At 74.1% G+C, this 7,644-nt stretch carries 6 protein-coding genes; 2 read left to right on the top strand and 4 right to left on the bottom strand.

Annotated elements, in window-relative coordinates; all coding sequences use genetic code 11:
* Both C1A33_RS16045 and C1A33_RS16040 read left to right on the top strand, forming a co-directional pair.
* Nucleotides 1-606: phosphotransferase (locus C1A33_RS16045; protein WP_165818422.1), on the top strand; the 606-nt coding region annotated here is incomplete at its 5' end.
* 54 nt (nt 607-660) lie between these two features.
* Nucleotides 661-1,380 (top strand): EthD domain-containing protein, encoded by a 720-nt coding sequence (locus tag C1A33_RS16040; protein WP_165818421.1) that lies wholly within the window; start codon nt 661-663, stop codon nt 1,378-1,380.
* A gap of 55 nt (nt 1,381-1,435) precedes the next feature.
* Here the strand turns inward: C1A33_RS16040 and C1A33_RS16035 are convergent, their stop codons facing one another.
* From C1A33_RS16035 to C1A33_RS16020, 4 genes are all read right to left on the bottom strand, one after another.
* Nucleotides 1,436-3,025 carry an acyl-CoA synthetase gene (locus tag C1A33_RS16035; protein WP_101832299.1) on the bottom strand — a complete coding sequence of 530 codons (1,590 nt, stop codon included), beginning with the start codon at nt 3,023-3,025 and terminating at the stop codon, nt 1,436-1,438.
* A 67-nt stretch (nt 3,026-3,092) separates the two neighbouring features.
* Entirely contained in the window at nt 3,093-5,729 is a 2,637-nt protein-coding gene (locus C1A33_RS16030; RefSeq protein WP_243407608.1) for an acyl-CoA dehydrogenase family protein, read from the bottom strand.
* A gap of 8 nt (nt 5,730-5,737) precedes the next feature.
* A complete protein-coding gene (locus tag C1A33_RS16025) occupies nt 5,738-6,544 on the bottom strand; it encodes an SDR family NAD(P)-dependent oxidoreductase (protein ID WP_165818420.1) in 807 nt (268 codons plus the stop codon).
* Nucleotides 6,541-7,350: an enoyl-CoA hydratase/isomerase family protein gene (locus C1A33_RS16020; protein ID WP_101832296.1), complete on the bottom strand. Its 810-nt coding sequence runs from the start codon at nt 7,348-7,350 to the stop codon at nt 6,541-6,543. The genes C1A33_RS16025 and C1A33_RS16020 overlap by 4 nt, the downstream gene beginning before the upstream one ends.
* Between the last annotated feature and the right edge of the window lie 294 nt (nt 7,351-7,644).

Here is a 7,644-nt window from a genome sequence, read left to right as displayed (position 1 = left end):
CCCGCGGCCCCCCACGGCGCCTCGCCCGCCGACGCCTCACCTGCGGGCGCCTCACCTGCGGGCGCCGGCGCGTCCGACGAGGTCACCACACCGGCGGGCGAGGTGGCGAGGTGGGAACGGCTGATCGCCACCGTCCCCGACGACCTGCGGGACGGCGCGGCCGAGTGCGCCGCCCTGCTGCGCGCGTCGGCCCCACCGCCGCTGCCGCCGGTGATCCTGCACGGCGACTACCGGCTCGGGAACCTCCTCGCCGAGGGTTCGGAGGTGACCGGCATCGTCGACTGGGAGATCTGGTCGCTCGGCGATCCGCGGATCGACGTCGCCTGGTTCCTGATGTGGGCGGCCGACGCCGGGATGCCGCTGGCGGTGCGCGCCGCGGCGGGCTGGCCGGACACCGCCGAGCTGCGCGCCGCCTACGAGCGGGCGTCCGGCACGGCGCTGCCGGGCCTCGACTGGTTCGCCGCCCTGTCCCGCTTCAAGCAGGCGGCGACGGTCGCCGCGATCGTCAAGCACCGCCGCCGCGCCGGCCCGGACCCCGAGGTGGAGTCCGCCGCGCGGGCGGTCCCGGCGATGACCGCCGCCGCCCTGCGCCTGCTCCGCGGCTGACCGGCTGCGCCACCGACCTGCCGCATGGCTGAATGGTCGAGGAGGTTCGAAGCGATGACCGTGAAAATGATCTATCTGGCCAGGCGTAACCCGACGACCACCCATGAGGAGTTCGTGGCCAACTGGCGGGCGCACGCGAAGCTCAGCGCGCGCTTCCCCGACTTCCTCCCGGCGTTCACCGGCGTGACCCAGTGCGAGGTGTTACCGGATCCCGAGCTGCTGCCCGGTGCCAGCGTCGCCTACGACGGCGTCAACCTGCTGCCGGTCCGCGGCCTGCTCGACGCCGTGCAGACCTGGGACCACCCCGACGCCCGCACCCATCTGGTTCCGGACGAACTGCGCGTCTTCTCCGGGCTGGTGCGGGACTTCACCGTCTACGCGGTTGAGACCGTGCTCGCCGACGGCCCGCGGGTGCGTCACCTCGCGGTGCGGTTCGTGAAGGCGAGGCCCGGGCTCGGCGGCGCCGAGTTCGTCACCCGCTGGAGCGGCGAGGGCGCGCGGGCGCTGCTCGCCGCCTCGGACGGCCGCGTCCGCCGGCTCGCGCACAACCACGTGATCCTCGACCGCCCAGCCGGCTACGACTACGACGGTGTCGAGGAGCTGTGGTTCGACACCCTCGACGCGATGACCTCCTTCTTCGCCGACGACCGGACGAAGTCCGCGCTCGCCGCGCAGGCCGCCGCGGTGGTGGACGAGTCGTCCAGCGTCCTGCTCGCCACCCGCGTCGCCCTCGCCATGCCCGCGATCCGCGACACCGCCCCCGCTGCCGGCTGACCCCGCGCGGTGCGGCCGCCCGTCCGCCTCCCGGGTGCTCTGAACCGTTCCTCGGTCAGAGCACCCGGGAGGCGCGGCCCTGCCAGTAGGTCTCCTTCACCACCCGCTTGAGCAGCTTCCCCGAGGGCAGCCGCGGCAGCTCGTCGACGAAGTCGACGGTCCGGGGGCACTGGTAGTGGGCGAGTTCGCCGCGACAGAAGGTGATCAGCTCCTCGGCGAGCGCCGGACTGGCCGCCGCCGGGTCGGCGAGCTGCACGACGGCCTTGACCTCCTCGCCGAACTCGTCGTTCGGCACGCCGATCACCGCCACATCGGCGACGGCGGGGTGCGCCGAGAGCACGTTCTCCACCGCGAGCGGCCAGATCTTCACCCCGCCGGAGTTGATGACGTTGGCCTTGCGGTCGGTGAGGTACAGGTAGCCGTCGGCGTCGAGATAGCCCATGTCGCCGAGGGTCCGCCAGCCCTGCCGGCTGAACGCGTTGCGCGTCTTCTCCGGATCGTTGTGGTACGCGGTCTGCGCGGAGTTCTCGAAGTAGATCGTGCCGACCTCGCCGACGGGCAGCTCCTCGTCGTCCTCGCCGAGGATGTGCGCGCGCATGGCGTCCGAGGGCCGCCCGACCGAGCCCGGGTGGGCGAGCCACTCCTGGGGACCGATCTGCACGTAGCCGCCCTCGCTGGCACCGAGGTACTCGTGGATGACCGGCCCCCACCAGTCGAGCATCGCCCGCTTCGCCCACACCGGGCAGGGCGCCGCCGCGTGTACCGCCATGACCAGGCTTGACAGGTCGTAGCGGGCGCGGGTCTCGGCGGGCAGCTTCAGCATCCGGATGAACATCGTCGGCACGAACTGGGCGAGCGTCACCCGGTACCGCTCGATCGAGGAGAGCACCAGTTCGGCGTCGAAGCGTTCCAGGACGACGGCGGTGCCGCCGCGGCGCTGCGCCATCATCGACCAGTACAGCGGCGCCGCGTGGTACAGCGGGGCCGGCGAGAGATAGACGGTGTTGTCGTGGAAGGGCCACAGACTGCCGATCATGCGGTCGGCGAGGGTGCCCGATCCGTAGGGCGCGGGCGGCAGATCGACCCGCACGCCCTTGGGACGTCCGGTCGTGCCCGACGAGTAGATCATCGGAGCGCCCTCGATCTCCGCCGCGAGCGGGCGCGCCGGCTGGTCGGCGAGCGCGTCGTCCAGCCAGGTGAAGCCGTCGGGCAGGGTGGGCGGCTCGCCGTCCGCCGGGTCGTCGGGGCCGTGGACGACGAAGCGGGCGAGGTCCGGGATGCCGCGCGAGCACTCCGCGGCCTGAGCCACCGTCGACGGGCTCGTGACCAGCACCTTCGCCCCTGAGTCCCGCAGCACGTAACGGGCCTCGTCCAGCGCCAGATGCCAGTTGACGGCGCAGTAGTGCAGGCCGGAGCGCTGCGCCGCCCAGCACACGTCGAACCACCGCGGGCCGTTCTCCATCAGCACGGCGACGACGTCACCGGGTCGTAAGCCGAGCGCGTGGAACAGCCGGGCGACTCGGCGGGAGCGCTCGACCAGCTCGGCGAAGCTCACGGTGAGCCCGCTGCGCGCCATGATGAGCGCCGGCTTGTCCGGGGTGAGCTCGGCGTGGCGGTCGATCGTCAGGTCGGTGAACTCGCTCATCGGAGGACTCCGTTCCCGGGGCGGCGGTGGACAGCGGGCGATGGGGCGGTGGTGAGCGCAGCCTCGGCTATCGCGGGATGTCACGCCAGGGAATGCCGACGTCGACCCGGTGCTCCCGGGGCAGTCCCAGCACCTGCTCGCCGACCGCGTTGCGCATCACCATGGACGTGCCGCCCTCGATGGTCAGCGCTCGGGTACGCAGATACCGCTCACCCGCGTCGCCCCGCATGATGCCGGCATGGGTCGGCCGTTCGAAGGCGTACCCGTCGGGCGCGTAGAGCGTCGCGTCCCCGCCGCGCAGGTCGAGCGCGGCCTCGGTCGCCTCCTGCGCCGACTCCGACGACAGGATCTTGACCACGGCCGGATGGAGCGGCTCGCCGTCCTGGGCCCGGTCGGCGGTGAGCCGGGCGGCCCAGCCTCGGGCCGCGGCCCGCATCACCTGGTCGTCGAGGACAGCGTCGCGCGCGGCGGCGCGGCCCGCCGGCGGCGCCTGCGCCGAAACCCGTGCACCCCACTGCTCGAGCAGGTCAGCCCAGGGTTCGGGCTCGTCGCCGACCCGGCCGAAGGCGAGCCGCTCGCCCTCCAGGTTCGAGCGGACCACCGCCCAGCCCCGGTTCACCTCGCCGATGCGGTTGTCGTCGTCCACCTCGACGTCGTTCAGGAAGACCTCGTTGAAGTCGGCCTTGCCGGTCAGCATCCGCAGCGGCCGGACCTCGATGCCGGGTGCGCGCATGTCCACGATGAAACAGCTGATGCCCTGGTGCTTGGGCACGTCCGGGTCGGTCCGGGCGACCAGCAGGCCGAAGCGTGCGACGTGCGCGAACGACGTCCACACCTTCTGGCCGCTGACGATCCACCGTTTGCCGTCGAAGCGGGCCCGGGTGGCCAGCCCGGCGACGTCGGAGCCGGCGCCGGGCTCGCTCATCATCTGGCACCAGATGTCCTCGGTCGTGAAGCAGCGCCGCAGGTACGTCCGGCGCTGCTCGTCCGTTCCGTGGGCGGCGAGGACGGGCGCCGCGTTGCCGTAGCCGATCGGGTTGCGCAGGTGGGCGGAGCGCACTGCGGCGGCCGCGAGCGCGTCGTCGATGACGCCCTGCCCGGCGGCGGGCAGCCCGAGGCCGCCGAGGCCGACGGGGAACCCCACCCAGGCGAGCCCCGCGTCGAACTGGGCGCTCCGGAACGGGATGCCGTCGTCGACCGCGGGGTCGGGTGCGCTCGCCAGCAGCCGCGCGACCCGCGCACGCAGGTCCGCGGCGAGCTCCGCCGGAACCGCCTCGTCCGCTCGGATCACCTCCGCTGCCGACGCCACCTCCATCGCCGACGCCACGCCCGCCGACGCCACGCCCGCCGACGCCGGCGGCGCGCTCACCGCATCCGCCGTGGCCGCGGGGTCGGCCAGCAGGGCGTGGCTCAGTCCGCTGGCGCCGTCGGCGCGGGCCAGCGCCGCCAGGCCGTCGGCGGCGAGGGCACGCTGGGCCGACGGCGAGCCGAACAGGTGGGCCGAGCTCTTCGCCCGCTTGAGGTAGAGGTGCGCCGGGTGCTCCCAGGTGAAGCCGATGCCGCCATGTACCTGGATGTTCGCGGCCGCCGTGCGGACATAGACGTCCGAGCAGTGGGCGAGCGCCAGCGCGGCGGCGGTGGGCAGCCGCGGATCGTCGGTGGCGGCGAGCCAGGTGACCTCGCGGGCCAGCGAGCGCGCCGACTCGACGTCGACCGCCATGGTCGCGCAGGCGTGCTTGACCGCCTGGAACGAGCCGATCAGCCGGCCGAACTGCCGGCGGACACCGGCGTACCCGGCGGCCTCGCGCACGCAGCGCGCCGCCCCGCCGACCTGCTCGGCGACGAGCGCGACCGCGGCGAACCCGGCCGTGCGGGCGAGGATCTTCCCAGCGGCGCCGACCTGGCCGACGAGCTGGGCGGGCGCATCGCGCAGGACGAGCCGTGCCTGGCCACGGGTCTGGTCCAGGGTCGGCAGCGGGTGCCGCTCGACGCCGCCGCCGCCCATCGCCGATGGCGCGGTCTCGACCGCGAACAGCCCCGGGCCGTCCGGTGTGCTCGCCGGCACCAGCACGACATCCGCCGCCTGCCCGTCGACGACCCGCGCGCACTCGCCGCGCAGCGTCCATCCGCCCGGACCACGCTCGGCCGCGACGGTCATCCCCCGGCCGACCCCGACCTCACCGGCAAGCCCGACCCCACCGGCAAGCCCGACCTCGCCCGCGGGCTGGGGCTCGCCGAGCGCGACCGTCATGACCAGTTCCCCGGCGGCGACGCGCGGGAGGTAGCGCCGGGCCGCCCGCTCGTCGGCCGCGGCCCCCAGGGCGCTCACCCCGAGAGCGACCGTGCCGAAGAACGGCGCGCAGACCAGCGCCGCGCCGAATGTCTCGAAGACGACCGCGAGCTCCCGCCAGCCGGCGCCCTCGCCGCCGTACTCGACCGGTACCGCGAGTCCCTGCAGACCGATCTCGGTCGCCATCCGGCGCCACGCGTCCGGGTCGTAGCCCGGGTCGGTGCCCATGAGCTCGCGGACACGCCCCGGCGGCGAGGTCCGCTCCAGGAACGACTCCACCACCTCGCGCAGGGCACGCAGCTCGGCGTCGGCCTCACTCCGCGGCCCGACGCCCGCCCCGGCCCCCAGCCCCACGTTCGGCTCGGCGCCCAGCCCCGCGTTGGGCCCGGCGCCCAGCCCTGCCTCCGACCGCACGGCGTCCGTCATCGTTCGTCCACCCGGCCCTTCGTCCGTGCGGGCGCGGGCGCGGTGAAGGCCCCGGCGTCGCGCAGGTGCTGGAATGTCAGGACTCGCCCGGACACCTCGTCCCCCTGGGCGAGCAGCCACCGCACGGCCACCCCGAACTCGTCCGGGGTGCAGCCGCCGGCCGTGTCGCCGGCGCCGGCGCCGGGGAAGAGCTCCGCGAGGAACTCGGAGCGCAGCGCCTCGTCGACCCGCACGCAGCTGACCGCGACACCCCGACCGGCGAACTCGCCCGCAAGCGCGGTGCTGAGCCGTTCCATCGCGGCCTTGGCGGTGGAGTAGGCAACCTGCGCGATGCCGTCGTAGTTCGTCGTCGCGGCGCCCGAGCCGATGTTGACGATGCGGCCGAAGCCGGCGCGCAGCATGCCCGGTAGGAAGGCGTGGCACAGCGCCGCCGGCGCCGTCACGTTCACCGCGAGCGCGGCCTCGAAGGAGGTGGTCGAACGGTCGAGGAACGCCCCGAGCGGGTTGAAGGCGGCGTTGTTGACGAGCAGGTCGCAGCCGCCGAGCGAGCCAGTGACCAGGTCGACGAGGGCCTGGCGGTCGGCTGCGCGGGAGAGGTCGGCGGGCTGGACGAGCACGGTGCTGCCGCGGTCACGCAGCTCGTCGGCGACCTGCTCCAGGGTGCCGCCGACCCGGGGGTTCGGCGTCGCGGCCGTGCTGCGCCCGACGAGCACGAGGTTCTCGACGTGGCCGGCCAGCGCCTGCGCGACGCCCCGTCCTCCGCCCCGGGCGGCCCCGGTGACGACCGCCGTCCGGCCGATCACAGCGGCTTCCATGCGGGCGCGCGGCCGGCGCGGAAGGCCTCGATCGCCTCGTGCATGTCGCCGTGCAGCGAGCCGAGGGCCTGGGTGCGGTACTCGCGGTCGACGGCGTGGCGCAACGACGGCGCGTCCACGTTCGCCCAGAAGCCCGACTTGGTCATCCACACGCCGAACGCCGACCGCGCCGTGATCTCGGCGGCCAGCTCCAGCGCCCGGTCGAGCAGGCGCCCCGGGGGCACGACGTCGTTGACCACGCCCATCTCCCGGGCGGTCGGGGCGTCGATGACCCTCGCCGTCAGCATCAGTTCCAGGGCCCGCCCGGCGCCGACGACCCGGGGCAGGAAGTAGGAGACCGCGACGTCGAGGTTGGACAGGCCGATGTTCGTGAACACCGCCCCGAACCGGGCCCGATCGCTGGCCACCCGCAGGTCGCAGGCCAGGGCGTACCCGAAGCCCCCGCCGACGGCGACGCCGTCGATGGCGGCGATCACCGGCTGGCGCAGCTCGTTGAGGGCGATCGCGACGCCGGTGACGACCTCCTGGGACTCGTACAGCCGTCCCAGCTCCCCCCGTCCCGGCTCGAAGGAGTCGGCGGTGAAGGAGTCCGACTTCAGGTCGGCCCCCGCGCAGAACGCGCCGCCCGCCCCGGTCAGGATCACGACCCGCGCGGCCGGGTCGCGGCGGACGCCGTCCAGCGCGTCCCGCAGCCCCGTCACGAGGCCCAGATCGATCGCGTTGAGCCGCTCCGGCCGGTTCATGGTGATCACCGTGACACCGTCGGGTCGCCGCTCCACCTCGACATCGGCCATCCATCGCCTCCCGCCACGACCCGGACTAGCAGATCAGGTACTTCTTTTCGGGGCATGACTGCAAATTACCCGGACACTGAGAGAGGCGCCAGCCCAAATCCTGAACACTGATTCGCCAGCGACCCGAGACCGGACGAGCCGCGTCCACGGACCCGCACCCGCACCCGCCCCGGCATGGGCCCCGCCCAGGAAGCCGCACCGGTTCCGCCCAGGCCGCGTGTCGAGTTGTGATCTCTCGAGCCGTCCTCGTGTGGACACGTCCGCTCGCCACCCGCCGCCCGCCTACCGTGCCCC

This window comes from Frankia canadensis (genome assembly GCF_900197875.1).
Taxonomy (GTDB): Bacteria; Actinomycetota; Actinomycetes; order Frankiales; family Frankiaceae; genus Frankia; species Frankia canadensis.
Note: the sequence above shows the minus strand (reverse complement) of the source record. Positions and strands in the feature narration are given on the sequence as shown.

Bases quoted from the DNA above. Each gene is read 5' to 3' on its own strand.
- C1A33_RS16040 (WP_165818421.1), top strand. From the start codon at position 661: ATGACCGTGAAAATGATCTATCTGGCCAGGCGTAACCCGACGACCACC.
- C1A33_RS16035 (WP_101832299.1), bottom strand. From the start codon at position 3,025: ATGAGCGAGTTCACCGACCTGACGATCGACCGCCACGCCGAGCTCACC.
- C1A33_RS16020 (WP_101832296.1), bottom strand. From the start codon at position 7,350: ATGGCCGATGTCGAGGTGGAGCGGCGACCCGACGGTGTCACGGTGATC.